Origin of the sequence: Paraburkholderia dipogonis, assembly GCF_042680985.1 — a bacterium.
GTDB lineage: Bacteria > Pseudomonadota > Gammaproteobacteria > Burkholderiales > Burkholderiaceae > Paraburkholderia > Paraburkholderia phytofirmans.
The window spans coordinates 1-18,112 of sequence record NZ_JBHUFR010000036.1 but is presented as its reverse complement, the minus strand read 5'-3'; the positions used below and the strand labels follow the sequence as shown (position 1 = coordinate 18,112).

The following is an 18,112-nucleotide window of genomic DNA, read 5'->3' as shown; positions in this document are numbered from 1 at the left end:
CGGCGACGGGTGGATCAATCTTTCGAAAGCAGGCGTGCGGGTCTATAGCGATGCCGATTTCCCGGAGTGGGCCGGCTGGAGTTTCATTGGCGATGATCCGACGCCCGACAGTCTGTGCGATTCGCCGACGATAAAGCGCTGGCTGGACGTCAATCATGCGGGGCATGTGAGCCACGCGGATGCGGTGAGCGCACTCGGGACAGATGCGATCCGCGAGCGCATGGCGCGTGCCGTGTGCAGGTTTCCATCCGAGTGGAGTCGTGACGGACTGACGGCGCGGTATGACTGGCTGAAGAGTCCGCATGAGGCATTGGCCAATCCGTTGTCGGATGAGGCTTTCAACAGGCTGATGGACCATGCGCGCGATCTGGCGTTCTGGGAAGACATCAGCGACCCTGATCTGCCTCATGCCAATGAGGTGTGGCATTTGCCGCCGACGGCGTTTATACGGCACTTCAGAATGTGTGCCTGGTTCAGTGCGAGCGAGTTCAAACAATTGCTTCCGCAACAAGTCTTGCGTGAAGGTCCACATCACGCTGTTTATTACGAGAGTGTACGGATGTCCAGGGTCAGACAAGACATCATGGACGACTATCGAATTCCGCTGAACAAGACATTTCGGAAATATAAGATTGATTCCCCACAGCGCATTGCAGTTCTTCTTGGAAATTCTTTGCAGGAAACAGGGTGGCTTGCCGCCATGCACGAGGACAACCATGAAATGTGGTATTACCCTTGGGATGGAAGAGGATTTCTTCAACTGACACATCCGAAGAACTACTTTGATTATTGGGACTTCAGAGGGCGTGGAAACCAAATAACCCAAGCGACACGTAACACGGTCCTGCACGCACATGCAACGGCCGACGCGCATCGTCAGCAAGCTCAGGAGTACAACGCGGACAGCGTGAACGGGGCAACGCCGCTCGTAATTCGCTGGCGAGATGATGTCGGAGACAACCGGAACTTAAATCGCGATCTGATATCGCCATCAGACAGCGCTGGATATTACTGGTCTATGATGGGCATGGCCAAGTACGCGGATCGTGATATTAGACTGGAGCGCAGAGAAGTTTCCGCCACGCCTCCTCCGGATCCTCATCACCCGGGAATTAACACGATATCGGCAACAAAAATTTACTATCACAGTGATAATTTTCGAGACGCGTCGGCGACCGCAAACCTTCCAGCCGCCGTTGGACATCCGAACCATCCGTTCAACGGTTATATCGCGCGTTGCGTGGGATTCGGACAGGCTCTGGCTGTGGTAGGTGAGTATTTTTTTCCAAATGCGCATGGCGAGCCGCTGATTTTTCCTGAAGGTTATCAGCCAAGACGATATTAAAGATTATGATTAAGACTATTTTTTCCACGTGCATCGTTATGGCTCTTACACCTTGCCATGCTCAGAATATTGACACTCATGGCACGCGTATCACCATGCACATTGATACATGCAATTTTTCGCTCATGGATGTTTTTCACGGATTGATTATCGAGCCAACAGCGGACAACGGCTTCAAATATGCCGGATACGAAGCCAAGGTCCATTTAAATGGAGGGGTGAAATCGTTTGGATTCGAAATGACATGCCGAGGTAGATTCGCCAACAAAAATCAGGTTGCAATCGAATTCGGGGCTCGTTTTGACGCGAAAGAAAGAAAATGGGTTCCCGATTTTGGCGACGCTTCTGAAGATGAAATATCGGACCTGAAGGATGTAACAAAGACGTTTCCTCTTGATTCACGGAATAGTAGCGGCTTCTACACAATTCAGGACGACCAGGATGGGGAACCGTCCCGTCGTATGCGACATATCTCCTATTGCTTATTCCATGAAACAAAAGCGATCTGCGGAGACGGCCAAGTGAAGCGACTTGTCGATGCCAAAAGCGACATGCTTCCATACGCGTTAAAAATTCTTCGAAGCGTTGAATTTTCAGATACTTCCGCTGAAGCTGGCAAAGGCATAAACCCATGATCAACCTTATCCGACTCGGCGACACCACCGACCACGGCGGCGAAGTCATCACCGCTTCAGACACGATGCGCTATGGCGGGCGACGCGTAGCCCGCAAGGGCGATCTTGTGAAATGTCCGCTGCACCCTGAAGTCGAACCCAATGTGATTCTTGAGGGCGACAGCAGGATTACCGATCACGGTGCGCCCGTCGCGCGTCATGGGCATCTCACTACGTGCGGTTGCCGGCTGGTTTCCAGCCTGATCAGCGGCCTGTCGAGTTTCGACGCAACGCGCTTGCCTGGCGCCGGCGTGTGATCGAATCAGTCTGCCAGTCCACGTCCAGGCTATGACGCGTCCGTCGAATCATCGCGCGCCCTCGTTGCGGAAAACGTGCGTTACGAACTCGCGGCCCATATCGCGCGTATGAAACCCGCCGACCTGTTACGCCGACTTGCCTCATTACCGAAACGCCGCCATGCCCTGCAACTGTCACACGACCAGCATTCCTGACGGTGTGTCACCTGCCGCGCTTCAGGCGCAACTCGCGAGCATGCAGCAGGCGAATCTCGCCGACCTGGCGCAGGTCATCATCCGCGTGCAGACGCAGATTGACTGGCTAACAGTATCTGCCGCAACCGGCCGCCGCCCGCTCTCCCGTTCGTCTGACGGTCGCCTGTCCGTACGCCCGCTTGCAGCTTCGACAGCGCCCGACAGTTGGGAGTGCGTTTTACTGGTGCGCAAATTCGCTGCCTGGCGGTTGGAGTCTGGTGCGCTCCCCGACATGCAACGACCAGTTGTAATACGTAGTGTGGGAATGCGTCTGGAGTTCAGGGTGTTCTGGCACAAGTACGCGCGCGTCTTTCTCAGGTGACCCCGGCGATACGACGCTGCGTCCGCGAGACATCGTTCCCTGTGTGCCGAGGCTCTCAGACACTGCGGCACTACGGGATTGACGGGCGAAAACCGCATGATTGACTCCAGCCCACTCTCTCGCGTGCTGTACCCGCAAACAGTGCAAGCGTCGCGTCCTGGCGATATCGCCGAAGGTCCGACGACCGTGTCGACAGCTGCCACTTCCGCCGCCGCGCCGAAGAACACGCATCGTCTGCACGGCACACGCGTGAATCCTTACCACTCCCTACGCTGCAACATAAAAAAGACCCGGCCAGTACGCACCAGCCAGGTCCCTTAACAACTCACCGCACGCTCAAGCCGGCACGGTCTCGGCCTGCTTCGCCCGCGACCACACGCGATGCTGCTCGGCCGCCTTGATGAAGGCCTTCAGCACGTCGGCGGCCTGCTTGTCGTCGCCGGTGGCAACACCGTCGGCATTGTCGGGCAAGTGCGCGGCAGTGAGCACGTCACGTCCCGCGCCGATCGCCGCGATCGCCTTCAGATGCTTGAACGCCTCGAGCACGAAATGCCGCGCGTCGCCTGATTGCGCCAGCGTCTTCGCGCCCTTGTCGCCGCCCACCACGATCACCGCGTCGAACACGATCGACGGCAAGCCGGCAATCGTGGCGTCGGGCGCCATGCCGTCGATCGCGGCGAGCGTCGGCGCAATCAGCATGGGCACCGCGCCCTCGCCTTGCAGCGCTTGCTGAAGCTTCTTGATGGCGGCGCCATCGGAACCCGGCGCGGCGAGCAACGCGATCTTGCAGGTCTTGATGCCCGGCTGCACGCGGTTAAGCAAGCTCAGCGCGGGTGATTCCTTGGGTCCGGTCAGCTTCGCCGTGCCTTTCTTCGGCGCCGCCAAACCGAGCCCCTCGGCTACCTGCGCCGCGAGTCCCGCGTCGAAGTTGGCGAGAATCTCGTTCACCACGCGCGCGCGAATCTCGGGCTTCGTCACCTTGCCGAGTTCGAACTGATAGGCCGCGGCGATGTGGTCTTTCTCAGGCTGCGACATGCTGTTATAGAACAGCGCGGCCTGCGAGAAATGGTCGGCGAACGATTCGCTGCGCACGCGAATCTTGGTGCCTTCCACACGCTCCTGATAACTTTCGAAGCCGCCGTCGGACGGCGCCGGATCGGTTTCCTTCGGCCAGCCGCCGCTCAACGAATTCGGCTCATACGAGGCCTGGCCGACATTGATCGTCTGGCGGTGCATCGCGTCGCGCTGGTTGTTATTGAACGGGCACACCGGCCGGTTGATCGGAATTTCATGGAAGTTCGGACCGCCCAGCCGGCTGATCTGCGTATCCGTGTACGAGAACAAGCGGCCTTGCAACAGCGGATCGTTCGAAAAATCGATGCCCGGCACGATATGCCCCGGGTGAAACGCCACCTGTTCAGTCTCGGCGAAGAAGTTATCCGGGTTGCGATTAAGCGTCATCTTGCCGATGATCTTGACCGGCACGAGTTCTTCGGGAATCAGCTTGGTCGGATCGAGCAGGTCAAAATCGAATTTGTGCTCGTCGGCTTCTTCAATGATCTGCACGCCGAGTTCGAACTCGGGGAAGTTGCCCGATTCGATCGACTCCCACAGATCGCGCCGATGAAAGTCAGGATCCTTGCCGGCCAGTTTCTGCGCTTCGTCCCACAGCAGCGAGTACGAGCCCAGCACCGGGCGCCAGTGGAATTTGACGAACCGTCCCTTGCCTTGCGCATTCACAAAACGGAACGTGTGAATGCCGAAGCCTTCCATGGTACGCAGGCTGCGCGGAATCGCGCGGTCCGACATAGTCCACAGCACCATATGCGCGGACTCCGGCACCAGCGAGACGAAGTCCCAGAAGGTGTCGTGCGCGGAGCCGCCGGTCGGCATTTCGTTCGGAGCTTCCGGTTTCACCGCGTGGACGAAGTCGGGAAATTTGATGGCGTCCTGAATAAAGAACACCGGCATGTTGTTGCCGACCAGATCGTAATTGCCTTCCTGCGTGTAGAACTTCACGGCGAAGCCGCGCACGTCGCGCACCGTGTCGGCGGAACCGCGCGGACCCTGCACCGTGGAAAAGCGCACATAAACCGGCGTCTGGACAGCGGGGTCCTGCAGGAACGCGGCCTTGGTGTACTCCTTCATCGACTCGTACACCCGAAATACGCCATGCGCCGCCGAACCGCGCGCATGCACGATGCGCTCGGGAATGCGTTCGTGGTCGAAGTGCGTGATCTTCTCACGCATGATGAAATCTTCGAGCAGCGAGGGGCCGCGTGGACCGGCGCGCAGGCTGTTCTGATTGTCGGAGATCTTGACGCCCTGATTGGTTCTCAGCGCCTGGCCTTCCGGACTGACTCGAAACTGTTCGAGATCCTTCGACTTCGGATCGGCTTGCGGAGCTTGCGTTGCTTGCGGGTTAGTCGCCTGCGCGTTCTTCGCTGCGGGCTTCTGCGTGGTCGTTTTACCTGCCATGAGAATCTGCTCCTTGCGTTCGGGGGCGTGCCGGCGGGGAAATCCGGGCTGACGCACCGAAACAAGGCAGCAATCGATATACCCGCGTTAGTTCGTCTCCAATCACGCTAGCTGGTGCATGAGCGATGCTGAACGCGCGATGCGGCGGGCACGCCGTGAATCGCGCGCCGCCGTCCGTCCGATGAAGCGTCAAAGCGCGCGATCAGAAGCGGTAGTTGATCGAAATATCGGCAACGCCGTTGGCTTTGCGGTGCGTGACCGGACTATTGCCCGCACTGCCCACCAGTTGTTCGAAGGCGCCGTCCGCGGTGGCGAACCAGTGCTTGTCGAACAGCCATACGGCGCTGATGCCGAAGCCCACCGACTTGAAGCCCGCGCTCGCGTGGTACTGCGAGTATTTCGAATTCGCCGCCTGAGTCTGATTCACGCCGAACCAGCTATTCATATAAGTGGAGTCCGCCAGCGTCACGTTCGGCCCGGCGAACCAGAAGAACTTCTTGGTGCTGCCGGGCATCGGCATATAGGCGCCGAGATCGCCGATCCAGCCGTTTGAGCCGCCGAAATAGCGCCTGACGTCCGCACGCAGCACGAGCGGGAAATCCTTCGAGATCACATACTCGCCGGACAGCTTGACGCCCGGCGCCGGGTTGATATTGCCGAGGCCGTCCAACTCTTGCGGGTCGTCGTGGCCGCGGCGTCCGAGATCGTAGACGGCGGCAAGACTTGCGCGCCAGTTCTCGCCTTGCGCGAAGTTGACGCCGAGACCCTCGCCGCTCGAGAAGAAGAACAGATCCTTGTAGCGCACGTCGATACTGGGTCCCGCCATCAGGTGATACCGGTCGGAGCCCTCATAGCGCGGCTGGAACGACGTCGCCGCGCCAACCCGCACCTGCCAGTCCGGAATATTGGGCTGCCACATCTTCTGCAGTGGAATGCCGACCGAATATTGCCATTCGCCCAGTGGCGAGGGCGTCTGCGCCGATGCCGAATCAGGCATGACACCGACGCCGCCGATCGCCACCGCCACCAGGGAAGTTGCCGCGATGCCTGTTTGTTTATTGCGGGGCTTGCCGCCCCGCTTTCTACGGCTGTTAAACACCAGAAGCCTCCGATCTCGCATATCGCGAAGGGGTTATGTTCTCGCCCCGGCATCCGCAAGGGATAAAAAGCACCCGGGCGACCGCCGCGTTAGTACTTGCGGCATGTAATTTTTTCAGCGAATGACACGTGTCGCTCGGCGAACCACACGCCCCGCATCTGGTCAGAAGTCTGTAAATAGAGGCATTTGTCTGAACAGAGCGGTGCGAAAGATTTGCCGATGGACGCACTAGTGCAAAATGCGGGCCAAGTCACTGGAGAACGGGCTCGGATGGGCTGAAGACAGAGGCGAGAATGAGCGGATGCGGATGCGGATGCAACGAGCAAGACATGGCCGGCACCGTACGAACGGCGCCGGACACATTCGTGCCCTACTGCGATGCTTCGACCAGCACCGGCTTGTCGCGATACAGATTCGGGAACAGACGCTTCAGATTGGCAACCTTCGGCATGTCATTGATCGCGATATACGCCGAGTTGGGATGTAGCGTCAGATAGTTCTGGTGATATGACTCGGCGGGATAAAAGCCCTTGAACGGCTCGGCCTTCGTGACGATAGGCGCCGGGAAGGAGCGCGCCTTGTCGAGTTGCGCGATATAGCTTTGCGCGACGCGCCGCTGCGTATCGTTTAGCGGAAACACCGCCGAGCGATATTGCGTGCCGCTATCCGGTCCCTGGCGGTTCAATTGCGTTGGGTCCTGAATCACGGAGAAATACACCTGCAGCAACTGGCCGTAAGTGACCTTGGTCGGATCGAACGTCACCTGCACTGACTCCGCATGCCCCGTCTCGCCGCCGCTGACCGTTTCGTACTGTGCGGTGTCGCGCTGGCCGCCCGAGTACCCCGAGACGGCCTTCGTTACGCCGCGTACGTGCTGGAACACGCCCTGCACGCCCCAGAAGCAGCCTCCAGCGAAGACCGCGGTCTCTTCGTGCGCAGTCGTGGCGGACACCGGTTCGTCGAGCGCCGGCGGCGCAATTACGACGGCGGCCTCCGATGAAAACGCCATGCGCTGCGCCAGCAGCAGCGCCAACGCGCCGAATCCAACCGAGAGTGAAATCGCCGCCAGGCGCGAGCGCGCCGGCTTGCCATCAATGCGTTTCTCGAACTTCGTCATATTGGTCACCTGCTTTGCTGAACTCACGCGCCCGAGGCGGGCGTAAACGTCATCGCCAGACCGTTCATGCAATAGCGCAGGCCGGTCGGCTTGGGGCCGTCGTCGAACACGTGGCCGAGATGGCCGCCGCAACGCCGGCATAGCACTTCGTCGCGCGTCATGCCGAACGACTTGTCGGTATGCGTGATGACCGCGTGGTCGAGCGGTTGCCAGAAACTCGGCCAGCCCGTGCCACTGTCGAATTTGGTCTTCGACGAGAACAGCGGCAGTTTGCACCCTGCGCAGGCAAACGTGCCGGCGCGGTGCTCGTCGTTCAATGGACTGGTGAACGGGCGCTCCGTACCCGCCTCGCGCAGCACCCGGTATTGCGCGTCACTCAACAATTTGCGCCACTCGGCGTCGCTGTGCGTGACCTCGTAGGCGGCTGCCGCGCTGCCGCCTGGCGCTTGCGCCGGTTGCGCCGCGCGCGTCGTGCGCCACGCCGAGGCGCCGCCGGCCAGCGACAGCGCACCGATTAACCTGAAGAATATCCGTCTGTTGCAAGCCATGATGATCGCTCCGGAAAGTCCGTACCGTTCACCCGTTCCCGGCGCTGACCGCGCCGCCCGCGAGTGGTCCCGATGCTTGGTCGCACGAGAGCGGGATAAATGACAGCATGCGCGTCTTTTCGTGCCATGGTGGCTGCGGTCACGGCAATTACAGCGGAAATTTAGTGGTCGAGAGGATTTCCTTGAGCACCATGAACGAGCGGATTTGCCGAACGCCCGGCAGGTAGAGCAACTGTTCCGCGTGCAGGCGGTTGAAGCTGTCGCTGTCGCGCGTGCGGATCGTCATGAAGTAGTCGAATTCGCCGGTCACCACGTGGCATTCCATGCAGCCGGCCACCTTCTGCGCCGCTTTCTCGAACTCGGCGAACGACTCCGGCGTGGAGCGGTCCAGCACCACGCCGATGATCACCAGCATCCCCGCCCCCGCCGCCTTCGGGTCGATCAATGCGACCACGCCACGGATCAGCCCGGACTCCTTGAGCCGCTCCACCCGCCGCAAACACGCCGGTGCGCTCAGCTTGACCTTCGCCGCGAGCGCGACGTTTGAAATCGACGCATCGGTTTGCAACTGCCGCAAGATCGCGCGGTCGATGCGGTCAAGCGCCTGCAGCGGATCGGCCGCAACCGTGGCGGTTGCTAACGCTGTCGGAGTGCTGCGAATTTTTGTTGCGTTCATGAGTTCCTATACGGTCGAATTCTTAACCGGATCGAGAGTTTGGCTTTCCAAAAGTATGCCCAATCCAATTTTTTCGCAAGCTCATTTCCAGCTGTTTTCCCTACCATTTGATCAACGCGACCGGCTGCCGTTCGCGTCCCACCTACCCCGACCACGGAGCTGCCATGAACCTGCAACGATTCCCTCGTTACCCGCTGACCTTTGGGCCGACGCCGATCCAGCCGCTCAAGCGCCTGAGCGACCACCTCGGCGGCAAAGTGCATCTGTATGCGAAGCGCGAAGACTGCAACAGCGGCTTTGCGTTCGGCGGCAACAAGACGCGCAAGCTCGAATATCTGATCCCCGAAGCGCTCGCGCAGGGTTGCGACACGCTGGTGTCGATCGGCGGAATCCAGTCGAACCAGACGCGCCAGGTGGCGGCCGTGGCGGCGCATCTGGGCATGAAGTGCGTGCTGGTGCAGGAGAACTGGGTGAACTACTCGGATGCGGTCTACGACCGGGTCGGCAACATCCAGATGTCGCGAATCCTCGGCGCCGACGTGCGCCTCGTGGCCGATGGTTTCGACATCGGCTTTCGCAAGAGCTGGGAAGATGCGCTGGAAAGCGTGCGGGCCGCCGGCGGCAAGCCGTATGCGATCCCGGCCGGCTGCTCCGACCATCCGCTCGGCGGACTCGGTTTCGTCGGTTTCGCGGAGGAGGTTCGCCAGCAGGAAGCGGAATTGGGCTTCAAGTTCGACTACATCGTCGTGTGTTCCGTGACCGGCAGCACGCAGGCCGGCATGGTAGTGGGTTTCGCCGATGACGGCCGCGCCGGGCGCGTGATCGGTATCGACGCGTCGGCAAAGCCCGCGCAGACGCGCGAGCAGATCACCCGGATCGCGAAGCAAACCGCGGAACAGGTCGGCCTGGGACGCGATATCACCAGCAAGGACGTGGTACTCGACGAGCGTTTCGGCGGCCCGGAATACGGTTTGCCGAATGACGGCACGCTCGAAGCGATTCGCTTGTGCGCGCGCCTGGAAGGCGTGTTGACGGATCCCGTCTACGAAGGCAAATCGATGCACGGCATGATCGAGATGGTGCGCAACGGCGAATTCCCCGAAGGTTCGCGCGTGCTGTATGCGCACCTCGGCGGCGTGCCCGCGCTGAACGGCTACAGCTTTATTTTCCGCAACGGCTAAACCAGGCGCTTGCTCAAATGCTCCCTCAGGAATTCCACGAAGGCCCGGATCGTGAGGGAGCTTTGCCTGTGCTGCGGATACACCGCGTAGACGCTCGTCGCGGTGGGCAGGAATGCTTCGAGCACCGGCACGAGCTGGCCGCTTTTAAGTGTATCCGCGACGATAAAATCAGGAAGCCGAACAATTCCTAGTCCCGCGACGGCGGCATCGCGCACCAGTTCGCCATTGTTCGCGCGCAACGGCCCGTGCACCTCGACGCCTTTCGTCACGCCATCGACGACAAACTCCCAGCTCACCGCGCCGCCGTGCCCGTATAACAGACAGGAATGGCGCTCCAGATCGCCGGGCACCTTGGGCGCGCCACGGCGCCGCGCATAACCGGGACTGCAGCAGGCCACCATCCGGATATCCACAAGCTTCTGCCCGATCAGCGTGGAATCCGGCAAGCTGCCGATCCGGATCGCCATGTCGAAGCCCTCGCCGACCACATCCACCGTGCGGTCGCTCAATTCCATCTCGAAGCGCACGTCGCCGTGCTCGCGCAGAAACATCGCCACGAGCGGCGACAGATGCGCCATGCCAAACGACATCGGCGCGCTTACGCGCAGCAGCCCGCGCGGCCCGGCGCGGCGCAGCGACATGGCCTGCTCGGCGTCTTCCACTTCACCGAGGATACGTTTGGCGCGCTCGTAAAACTCCTGGCCGAGATCGGTCACCGCCAGCTTGCGCGTATTGCGGATCAGCAACTGCACGCCGAGCGTTTCCTCCAGCGCCATCACCCGGCGGCTGACGAACTGCTTCGACAGCGACAGGCGGTTGGCGGCGGCGGTGAAATTGTGCGCGTCGACGGTGGCGACGAAGATCCGCATGTCATCGAGTTGCATCCTATTGTCCACTCCACAGTGACAGTGTTTCCGATTCCATGTCGATTATACCGGCCTGGATTGACCTACACTCTCATTCATGGATCGCGGACAAACATCTGGCCGGACCGCACAACCCAAGGAGAAAAAAGATGCTTGAAATCAGACACGCCAATCAACGCGGCCGCGCGGAGCACGGCTGGCTCAGCTCGCGTCACACGTTTTCCTTTGCGAACTATCATGACCCGAAGCAGAACGGCTTCTCCGACCTGCTCGTGATCAACGACGACCGCGTCGCGCCGGCGCAGGGCTTCGGCAAGCATCCGCACCGCGACATGGAAATCTTTTCGTACGTGCTGGAAGGCGCGCTGGAGCATAAAGACACGATGGGCACCGGCTCGGTGATCGTGCCTGGCGACATCCAGTTGATGAGCGCGGGAACCGGCGTCGCGCACAGCGAATACAACCATTCGAAGAGCGATCCGGTGCACTTTCTGCAAATCTGGATCGCGCCGGGACAGAAGGGTACGACGCCGCGTTATCAGCAGCGTCACTTCGGCGCGGACCAGAAGCGCGGTGTTTTACGCCTCGTGATCTCGCCGGACGGCGCGGAAGATTCATTGACGGTGCAGCAGGACGTGCGGGTCTATGCCGGTCTCTTCAACGGCGATGAAACGGCGCGGCTCGAACTGGCGAGCGATCGCTATGCGTATGTCCACGTGGCGCGCGGCAGCGTGACTGTGAACGGCGTCGAATTCAAGGAAGGCGATGGAGCACGTGTGCGCGGCGAGGAAGCGCTAATCTTCACGCAAGGCCACGATGCGGAAGTCCTCGTGTTCGACTTGCGCAACATCGAGATGTCGGAGTTGTGGGCTTGAACGGCCGAATGAGCTAAGCATGGCCTCGCCGGAAACAGTCCGGCGAGCCACCCTCTTCTTTCCCTATCGAGAAAATCATGCGCTATACGCTGTTTGAAAATCAGAAAGACGCGGTCATCCTCGTCGCCCGTGTTCTGTTGATGGTGCTGTTCGTCATGTTCGGCTGGTCGAAGCTCACCGGTTTCTCCGGCACCGTGGCTTATATGATGTCGAGCGGCGCGCCAGTGCCCGAGTTGTCGGCGGTGATCGCCGTGGTGATGGAGTTCGTTGTTGGCATCGCGCTGCTGGTCGGATTCTTCACGCGGCCGCTTGCGTTGCTGCTCGCGCTTTATACGCTCGGCACCGCGTTTATCGGCCATCATTACTGGAACATGACCGGCGCCGTGCAGTACGACAATATGATTCACTTCTACAAGAACATCAGCATCATCGGCGGACTGTTGCTGCTGTGTGTGACGGGCGCCGGGAAGTATTCGATTGATCGGCGTTGAAGTTGCTGCATTGCGTGCTGCGAGACGGTTCGGCGCGCCATGAGAAAAGCCGCCCGGTTTGATGCCGGGCGGCTTTTTTTTTTCGCGTCAAACCGTTCGCACTAGCAACTGCATCAAACCGCTACTGCGACCTCAGCTTCACCAACCACTTCCACTTCTTCGCTGTTGCGAATCAGGTGATCGAACGCGGAAAGCGATGCCTTCGCGCCTTCGCCCACGGCGATCACGATCTGCTTGAACGGCACCGTGGTCACGTCGCCGGCGGCGAACACGCCCGGCACCGACGTCGCGCCGCGTGCATCCACGACGATCTCGCCGTGCTTCGACAGTTCGACCGTGCCCTTGAGCCATTCCGTGTTCGGCACGAGACCGATCTGCACGAACACGCCTTCCAGTTCGATCTGCTTCACTTCGCCCGAACGCAGATCCTTGTAGACCAGACCGTTGACCTTCTTGCCGTCGCCGGTGATTTCCGTGGTTTGGGCCTGCGTGACGACGGTCACATTCGCGAGGCTGCGCAGCTTGCGTTGCAGCACTTCGTCCGCGCGCAGCGTGGCGCCGAACTCGAACAGCGTCACTTCACGCACGATACCCGCCAGATCGATCGCCGCTTCGACGCCGGAATTGCCGCCGCCGATCACCGCGACGCGCTTGCCCTTGAACAACGGACCGTCGCAGTGCGGGCAGTACGCCACGCCATGATTACGGTACTCGCGCTCGCCCGGCACGTTGATTTCGCGCCAGCGTGCGCCCGTCGCAAGAATGATCGTTTTGGCTTTGAGCACCGCGCCGTTCGCCAGACGCACTTCGTTGATGCGGCCCGGGATCAGCGCCTCGGCACGCTGCACGTCCATGATGTCGACTTCATAAGTCTTCACGTGCTGCTCGAGCGCTGTGGCGAATTTCGGTCCTTCGGTTTCCGTCACGGAGACGAAGTTTTCGATGGCCAGCGTATCCAGCACCTGACCGCCGAAGCGCTCCGCCACCACGCCCGTCGCGATACCCTTGCGCGCCGAGTAGATCGCCGCAGCCGCGCCCGCGGGGCCGCCGCCGACGATCAGCGTATCGAACACCGGTTTCTTTTCCAGCTCTTTCGCAGCACGCGCACCGGCGTTGGTGTCGAGTTTCGCGAGAATTTCCTTCACGCCGCTGCGGCCTTGGCCGAACACTTCGCCGTTCATGAACATGGTCGGTACCGCCATGATCTGGCGCGCTTCGACTTCGTTCTGGAACAGCGCGCCGTCGATCGCGACGTGGCGGATGCGCGGGTTGATCAGCGCCATCACGTTCAGTGCCTGGACGACTTCCGGGCAGTTCTGGCATGACAGCGAAAAATACGTTTCGAATTGATAGTCGCCGTCGAGGTTGCGGATCTGTTCGATCACGGCATCTTCGAGCTTGACCGGATGACCGCCCACCTGCAACAACGCAAGCACGAGCGATGTGAATTCATGACCCATCGGAATGCCGGCGAATCGGATGCCCGTGTCTTTGCCCGGCTCGCCGATCGAAAACGACGGCTTACGCTCGGCGTCGCCACGATGCTCGATCACGTTGACGCGCTCCGACAACGTCGCGATATCGTTCAGCAATGCCAGCAGCTCTTGCGATTTTGCGCTGTCGTCGAGCGACGCGACGATCTCGATAGGCCTGCTAACCTTTTCGAGGTACGTTTTCAACTGAGTCTTGAGATTGGCATCAAGCATGGCTATTCGATTCCGTGACGATGGGTGTTGGGTTCCCGGCCCCGCACGCATCCGGATAGGACGGGTGCGGCCCGGGCACGCGCGAATCACTGTAATAAGCGATCCGCACGGTGATGCGCCGCGAGGCGCCGACTGCGAAAGGTCGTGAGACCTTAGATCTTGCCGATCAGGTCGAGCGACGGGGTCAGCGTTTCTGCGCCCGGCGTCCACTTGGCGGGGCACACTTCACCCGGGTGAGCCGCGATGTATTGCGCTGCCTGCACCTTGCGCAGCAGTTCGCCGGCGTCACGGCCAATGCCGTTGTCGTGAATTTCGGCCAGCTTGATTTCGCCTTCCGGGTTGATCACGAACGTGCCGCGCAGTGCCAGGCCTTCTTCTTCGATCAACACGTCGAAATTGCGCGAGATGGCCAGCGTCGGGTCAGCCAGCATCGGGTACTTGATCTTCTGGATCGTGTCCGACGTGTCGTGCCATGCCTTGTGCGTGAAGTGCGTATCGGTCGACACGCTGTAGATTTCGACGCCGAGCTTCTTGAATTCGTCGTAACGGTCTGCCAGGTCGCCCAGTTCGGTCGGGCACACGAAGGTGAAGTCAGCCGGGTAGAAAACGAACACCGACCACTTGCCCTTCAGGCTTTCTTCCGTGACGGTCTGAAAATCGCCATTGTGATAAGCCTGCGCCTTGAACGGTTTGACTTGACTGTTGATGATCGGCATTTTGCTGAGTCCTCTTTCGGAGTGGTTGGAAAGTGGAGTCAGTATGTCAGACGGCGCTTAATAGGTAAAGCGTTGTGTTTTAATGATGACGATAGTCTGACACTATTTATCGCGCTGCGGAAGACTATCGCGCCGCGGGCTCAGTCTTTCAGAAGACGCCAGAGGGTAGTACGGCCAATGCCCAGCGCCCGGCTCGCCGCGGCGCGGTTGCCCCCGGACTGTTCGAGAGCGTGGAGCGCGTCTTCGCGGGTTGGGCTGATGCGGCTAGGGGCGGGCTCAGCGGCGGCATTTACGCCGTTTGCGCCGTTTTGTGTCCCGCTCGTGCCGAGGTCGCTTGCCTTGGCGGCCGCCGCCTTCATACGCCCGAATTCCGGAAACATCGCCTGCCAATCCTGACCGGCATCGCCTGCTACATCGCCGCAATATATCGCGGCGCGCGTCAGCAGATTTTCCAGCTCCCGTACATTGCCGGGCCACGCGTAGTGCTCGAACAGCGGCGCGAGAAACGCCAGCACTCGCTCGAACGCGCCTTCCGACAAGCCATATTGGAGCGCACTGCGGCTCAACAGGTGACGCGCCAGTTGCGGCACATCGTCACGCCGTTCGCGCAGCGCCGGCAATTTTAGCTGAAGCAGATTCAGACGAAAATACAGATCCGCGCGAAACGCGCCCTGCTCGACCAGCGCGTGCAGATCACGGTGCGTGGCGGCGATCACCCGCACGTCGACCGGCGTGGCGCGCCCCGAGCCGAGCTTCATCACCTCGCGTTCCTGCAGCACGCGCAGCAGACGGCTTTGCAGCGCCGCCGGCATCTCGCCGATTTCATCAAGGAAAATCGTCCCCGTGTGGGCGATTTCGAACAGCCCCGGCTTGCCGCCGCGCCGCGCGCCCGTGAACGCGCCTTCCTCGTGGCCGAACAGTTCGCTTTCGATCAGCCCTTCGGGCAAAGCCGCGCAGTTGAACGCGACGAACGGATTGCCGCGCCGCCGGCTCGCATTGTGGATGCCTTGCGCGACCAGTTCCTTGCCGGTTCCGCTTTCGCCGCTCAGGAGCACGGTGGCGTCGTGCGCGGCGCCCGCGCGCGCGAGCCGCCGCACGCGCTCGAGCGCCGCCGAGTCGCCGATCAGATCGTCCAGTTGATGCCGCGCGACCAGATGCTTCGGCCGCTGGCTGGTGCGCAGCGAGCGGTCGATCCGCTGCGCGACCAGCGCGTCCTGCAACGTGATCACCGAGCCGGAGCGCACGCCCTGCTCCACGATCGGCACGCAATTGACGATCAGCGCGCGCCCGCCGATCTGCTCGATACGCTCCTCGATCGGCAGGTTGTGCTCGAGCGTCTCGCGCAGCAACGGCCCCACGGCGCGTTCAACTTGCGCCGGCACGTCCCGCTCGCGATTGAGGCCGAGCAGGTCGAGCATGGCGGGATTGACGGCTTCGACCTGGCCGGCGTCGTCGAAAGCGGCGACGCCGTCGCGCAAGTGCGCCACGATCGTGTTCAGGCGCACGCGCTTCGATTCCTTCTGGCGGCTCACGCGCGCCAGTTCGACCGAGCGCTCGAACGCTTCTTCGACCGCGCCGAGCGAATACAGGAAAACGCTCGCGAGGCCCGCCTGCTGGGCGAAGTCGCACGCCATGCCGGGGCCGATGATGACGCTGCACCCTTCCGCGGCGAGGCTGTCGACCGCGAGCCGCACTTCGTCGACGGAACGGTAAGCGCGCTGTTTCAGGCTGACTTTCAGCCACGCGCTCAGGTCGGCCAGTTCGTGCGAGATCGTTTCGTGGAGCACGAGGCCGATCTGCGCGTTCGGCCAGTTGGTCGTGGCGCGGGTGATTGCGCTGAGCACGTCGAAGCCGTTCACCTTGACCATCACGACCGGCACATTCAGGTTGTCGCGCAGGTAGGCGCCGTTCGAACCGGCGGCCAGCACGACGTCGACGGAGCCCGCGTCGACGTAAGCCTGCAAGGCGGTGACTGCGGCGCCGTAGCCCTCCCGGACGGAGAAGATTTTTGCACGCCCGGCGTAGCGCGGTGCGACGGTCTCGCAAAGCGACTGCAACCGGCTGATACTCACCAAAGCAATACCTGGGCGGCCCGGATCGGGATTCGCAAGGGACGACGTGAAAGTGGACACCGTGGCGCTCCCGTTACGTTGAAACGTTCCACGAAACGTTTCATGGAACAAGATTCTCATTGTGCCATGGAACGCCGCGCCGCCTTGCCGTCGCTAACTTGCTGATTGTTCGAGACAAACCGCCGCGCCGGCAAAATGGCACGCTTCCTGCAAATTCACGCTCGCGCCACTTATCCGACTTTCCTGAAAGGAGACACACCGTCATGACCACATCCGCCACCCGCCGCGCAGCCTTCCGCGCCAAAGTCAACGAACGCCAAGGTCTGCTCGTACCCGGCGCCTTCAATGCGATGAGCGCCCGCGTGATCGAGGACGCCGGCTTCGAGGCGATCTACATCACGGGCGCGGGCGTCACCAATATGTCGCTCGGCCTGCCCGACCTCGGCTTCATCGGCCTTGCCGAAGTCGCCGAACATACGGCGCGGATTCGCGACGCGGTCGCGCTGCCGCTGATCGTCGACGCCGACACTGGCTTTGGCAATGCGCTGAACGTGCGCCAGACGGTGCGCGTGCTCGAGCGCAGCGGCGCCGACGTGATCCAGTTCGAAGACCAGATCATGCCGAAGAAATGCGGCCACTTCTCCGGCAAGGAAGTGGTCAGCGCAAGCGAGATGGTCGGCAAGATCCGCGCCGCCGCCGATGCCCGCGAAGACGGCAATCTGCAGATCATGGCGCGCACCGACGCGGCCGCGGTCCACGGCATCGAGGACGCGATCGAGCGCGGCCATCGCTTCATCGAAGCCGGCGCCGACATTCTGTTCATCGAAGCGACCGAATCGCTTGCCGACATCGAACGTTTGCCGGGGCTGTTCGACAAGCCGCAGCTGATCAATATCGTGATCGGCGGGAAGACGCCCGTGCAATCGCGCGAGGCGCTCGCCAAGCTTGGGTACGGCATCGTGCTGTACGCGAACGCGGCGCTGCAAGGCGCGGTGCTCGGGATGCAGCGCGCGCTGGGCACGCTCAAGAGCAATGGCCGTCTCGACGAGGACGCCACGCTGGTCGCGCCGTTCAGCGAACGCCAGCGGCTGGTCAATAAGCCGCTGTATGACAAGCTGGATCGGGAGTATGCCGCGAAGGAGTGAGCGGTGGCGGGGAAGGTGTGTTTTGGGTGGGGGTAGCCGCTCGGTGGGCTTGTGGCTCGCGGTTGCGGTCTTGCGGTCTTGCGGTCTTGCGGTCTTGCGGTCTTGCGGTCTTGCGGTCTTGCGGTCTTGCGGTCTTGCGGTCTTGCGGTCTTGCGGAATGCGGATCGTGGATTGCCGCTCTGCTGCTCTGCGGCTCACAGCTCTGCGGAGGCGGGGAGTGTCTGAATTTTTGTGTGCAAGGCAGATAAAAACCTGCCGTCTGACAGGTCGTCAATTGCATTCTACAAATGATGCCTGGTGAAGCGATCCT

General features: G+C 61.1%; 16 protein-coding genes and 1 pseudogene. 8 read left to right on the top strand and 9 right to left on the bottom strand.

Features of this window, described 5'->3' with window-relative positions; all coding sequences use genetic code 11:
* From ACFSNN_RS37380 to ACFSNN_RS37365, 4 genes and pseudogenes are all read left to right on the top strand, one after another.
* Positions 1-1,345 (top strand): annotated as a pseudogene (locus tag ACFSNN_RS37380) (hypothetical protein); the annotation flags it as partial.
* Positions 1,346-1,383: 38 nt separating this feature from the next.
* A complete protein-coding gene (locus ACFSNN_RS37375; RefSeq protein WP_377747603.1) occupies positions 1,384-1,980 on the top strand; it encodes a hypothetical protein in 597 nt (198 codons plus the stop codon).
* Positions 1,977-2,276, top strand: coding sequence for a PAAR domain-containing protein (locus ACFSNN_RS37370; protein WP_134464331.1), 300 nt, complete (start codon positions 1,977-1,979; stop codon positions 2,274-2,276). Before ACFSNN_RS37375 ends, ACFSNN_RS37370 begins: the two co-directional genes overlap by 4 nt.
* 235 nt (positions 2,277-2,511) lie before the next feature.
* Positions 2,512-2,832: a hypothetical protein gene (locus tag ACFSNN_RS37365; RefSeq protein ID WP_134464329.1), complete on the top strand. Its 321-nt coding sequence runs from the start codon at positions 2,512-2,514 to the stop codon at positions 2,830-2,832.
* A gap of 336 nt (positions 2,833-3,168) precedes the next feature.
* On the opposite strand, the gene katE is transcribed toward ACFSNN_RS37365, so the two are convergent.
* The 5 genes from katE to ACFSNN_RS37340 form a co-directional block, all read right to left on the bottom strand.
* Positions 3,169-5,310, bottom strand: a complete 2,142-nt coding sequence (gene katE, locus ACFSNN_RS37360; RefSeq protein WP_134464325.1) for a catalase HPII — start codon at positions 5,308-5,310, stop codon at positions 3,169-3,171.
* Positions 5,311-5,512: 202 nt separating this feature from the next.
* Positions 5,513-6,409, bottom strand: a complete 897-nt coding sequence (locus ACFSNN_RS37355) for a MipA/OmpV family protein (RefSeq protein ID WP_134464323.1) — start codon at positions 6,407-6,409, stop codon at positions 5,513-5,515.
* A 370-nt stretch (positions 6,410-6,779) separates the two neighbouring features.
* Positions 6,780-7,526: a peptide-methionine (S)-S-oxide reductase MsrA gene (msrA, locus tag ACFSNN_RS37350; RefSeq protein WP_134464321.1), complete on the bottom strand. Its 747-nt coding sequence runs from the start codon at positions 7,524-7,526 to the stop codon at positions 6,780-6,782.
* Between the two features lie 23 nt (positions 7,527-7,549).
* A complete protein-coding gene (msrB, locus tag ACFSNN_RS37345; RefSeq protein WP_134464319.1) occupies positions 7,550-8,074 on the bottom strand; it encodes a peptide-methionine (R)-S-oxide reductase MsrB in 525 nt (174 codons plus the stop codon).
* Between the two features lie 148 nt (positions 8,075-8,222).
* A complete protein-coding gene (locus ACFSNN_RS37340) occupies positions 8,223-8,750 on the bottom strand; it encodes an Lrp/AsnC family transcriptional regulator (protein ID WP_134464317.1) in 528 nt (175 codons plus the stop codon).
* 164 nt (positions 8,751-8,914) lie between these two features.
* On the opposite strand from ACFSNN_RS37340, the gene ACFSNN_RS37335 reads away from it, so the two are divergent.
* Positions 8,915-9,931, top strand: a complete 1,017-nt coding sequence (locus ACFSNN_RS37335) for a 1-aminocyclopropane-1-carboxylate deaminase (RefSeq protein ID WP_134464315.1) — start codon at positions 8,915-8,917, stop codon at positions 9,929-9,931.
* Here the strand turns inward: ACFSNN_RS37335 and ACFSNN_RS37330 are convergent.
* Positions 9,928-10,815, bottom strand: a complete 888-nt coding sequence (locus ACFSNN_RS37330) for a LysR family transcriptional regulator (RefSeq protein WP_134464313.1) — start codon at positions 10,813-10,815, stop codon at positions 9,928-9,930. The two genes, ACFSNN_RS37335 and ACFSNN_RS37330, sit on opposite strands and share 4 nt — an antisense overlap.
* Positions 10,816-10,946: 131 nt before the next feature.
* On the opposite strand from ACFSNN_RS37330, the gene ACFSNN_RS37325 reads away from it, so the two are divergent.
* Both ACFSNN_RS37325 and ACFSNN_RS37320 read left to right on the top strand, forming a co-directional pair.
* Positions 10,947-11,672, top strand: a complete 726-nt coding sequence (locus ACFSNN_RS37325; RefSeq protein WP_134464311.1) for a pirin family protein — start codon at positions 10,947-10,949, stop codon at positions 11,670-11,672.
* 77 nt (positions 11,673-11,749) lie between these two features.
* The gene (locus ACFSNN_RS37320; RefSeq protein WP_134464309.1) at positions 11,750-12,163 is read left to right on the top strand and encodes a DoxX family protein; all 414 of its coding nucleotides are present in this window, start codon (positions 11,750-11,752) and stop codon (positions 12,161-12,163) included.
* A gap of 113 nt (positions 12,164-12,276) precedes the next feature.
* Here ACFSNN_RS37320 and ahpF read toward each other — a convergent pair whose 3' ends face one another.
* The 3 genes from ahpF to prpR form a co-directional block, all read right to left on the bottom strand.
* Positions 12,277-13,869: an alkyl hydroperoxide reductase subunit F gene (gene ahpF / locus ACFSNN_RS37315; RefSeq protein WP_134464307.1), complete on the bottom strand. Its 1,593-nt coding sequence runs from the start codon at positions 13,867-13,869 to the stop codon at positions 12,277-12,279.
* A 152-nt stretch (positions 13,870-14,021) separates the two neighbouring features.
* The gene (gene ahpC, locus ACFSNN_RS37310) at positions 14,022-14,585 is read right to left on the bottom strand and encodes an alkyl hydroperoxide reductase subunit C (protein ID WP_134464305.1); all 564 of its coding nucleotides are present in this window, start codon (positions 14,583-14,585) and stop codon (positions 14,022-14,024) included.
* 140 nt (positions 14,586-14,725) lie between these two features.
* Entirely contained in the window at positions 14,726-16,717 is a 1,992-nt protein-coding gene (gene prpR, locus ACFSNN_RS37305; RefSeq protein WP_134464303.1) for a propionate catabolism operon regulatory protein PrpR, read from the bottom strand.
* A 203-nt stretch (positions 16,718-16,920) separates the two neighbouring features.
* On the opposite strand from prpR, the gene ACFSNN_RS37300 reads away from it, so the two are divergent.
* Entirely contained in the window at positions 16,921-17,802 is an 882-nt protein-coding gene (locus ACFSNN_RS37300; protein ID WP_134464301.1) for an isocitrate lyase/PEP mutase family protein, read from the top strand.
* Positions 17,803-18,112 lie beyond the last annotated feature (310 nt).

Excerpts from the sequence above, each read along its gene's own strand:
- ACFSNN_RS37375 (WP_377747603.1), top strand. The coding sequence starts at position 1,384 with ATGGCTCTTACACCTTGCCATGCTCAGAATATTGACACTCATGGCACG.
- ACFSNN_RS37370 (WP_134464331.1), top strand. The coding sequence starts at position 1,977 with ATGATCAACCTTATCCGACTCGGCGACACCACCGACCACGGCGGCGAA.
- ACFSNN_RS37365 (WP_134464329.1), top strand. The coding sequence starts at position 2,512 with ATGCAGCAGGCGAATCTCGCCGACCTGGCGCAGGTCATCATCCGCGTG.
- katE (WP_134464325.1), bottom strand. The coding sequence starts at position 5,310 with ATGGCAGGTAAAACGACCACGCAGAAGCCCGCAGCGAAGAACGCGCAG.
- msrA (WP_134464321.1), bottom strand. The coding sequence starts at position 7,526 with ATGACGAAGTTCGAGAAACGCATTGATGGCAAGCCGGCGCGCTCGCGC.
- msrB (WP_134464319.1), bottom strand. The coding sequence starts at position 8,074 with ATGGCTTGCAACAGACGGATATTCTTCAGGTTAATCGGTGCGCTGTCG.
- ACFSNN_RS37340 (WP_134464317.1), bottom strand. The coding sequence starts at position 8,750 with ATGAACGCAACAAAAATTCGCAGCACTCCGACAGCGTTAGCAACCGCC.
- ACFSNN_RS37335 (WP_134464315.1), top strand. The coding sequence starts at position 8,915 with ATGAACCTGCAACGATTCCCTCGTTACCCGCTGACCTTTGGGCCGACG.
- ACFSNN_RS37330 (WP_134464313.1), bottom strand. The coding sequence starts at position 10,815 with ATGCAACTCGATGACATGCGGATCTTCGTCGCCACCGTCGACGCGCAC.
- ACFSNN_RS37325 (WP_134464311.1), top strand. The coding sequence starts at position 10,947 with ATGCTTGAAATCAGACACGCCAATCAACGCGGCCGCGCGGAGCACGGC.
- ACFSNN_RS37320 (WP_134464309.1), top strand. The coding sequence starts at position 11,750 with ATGCGCTATACGCTGTTTGAAAATCAGAAAGACGCGGTCATCCTCGTC.
- ahpF (WP_134464307.1), bottom strand. The coding sequence starts at position 13,869 with ATGCTTGATGCCAATCTCAAGACTCAGTTGAAAACGTACCTCGAAAAG.
- ahpC (WP_134464305.1), bottom strand. The coding sequence starts at position 14,585 with ATGCCGATCATCAACAGTCAAGTCAAACCGTTCAAGGCGCAGGCTTAT.
- ACFSNN_RS37300 (WP_134464301.1), top strand. The coding sequence starts at position 16,921 with ATGACCACATCCGCCACCCGCCGCGCAGCCTTCCGCGCCAAAGTCAAC.